The sequence below is a fragment of the Mesobacillus boroniphilus genome (assembly GCF_018424685.1).
In the GTDB taxonomy this organism is placed as follows: Bacteria; Bacillota; Bacilli; order Bacillales; family Cytobacillaceae; genus Mesobacillus; species Mesobacillus boroniphilus_A.
Genome location: NZ_QTKX01000030.1, coordinates 1 through 382, shown reverse-complemented (window position 1 = coordinate 382; position 382 = coordinate 1). Strand labels below are relative to the sequence as shown.

At 62.3% G+C, this 382-nt stretch carries 1 protein-coding gene; it reads left to right on the top strand.

The window, feature by feature from the left end; translation table 11 throughout:
• Window positions 1-30: 30 nt before the first annotated feature.
• Window positions 31-382 (top strand): 50S ribosomal protein L13 (rplM, locus tag DYI25_RS22340; protein WP_213372957.1); only part of this gene is annotated, 352 nt, incomplete at its 3' end.

Sequence of the window (382 nt, the reverse complement as noted above, 5' to 3'; positions counted from 1 at the left end):
CAATGAGCCCGACCTAACCTAGAGTTCTTCATGAGCACTTTCACTGCCAAGAACGAGACCGTCCAGCGCGACTGGTACCTCGTCGACGCCGAGGGCAAGACCCTGGGCCGTCTCGCCACCGAGCTGGCCCGCCGTCTGCGCGGCAAGCACAAGCCGGTCTACACCCCCCACGTTGATACCGGCGACTACCTGGTCGTCATCAATGCAGAAAAGATTGCCGTCACCGGCAAGAAGCTGCAGGAAAAGATGTATCACCGTTTCACCGGCTACATCGGCAACCTGAAGACCGAGTCCCTGGCCCAGGCGCTGGAGCGCCACCCGGAGCGAGTGATCGAGATCGCCGTGAAGGGCATGCTGCCGAAGGGCCCGCTGGGTCGCCAGA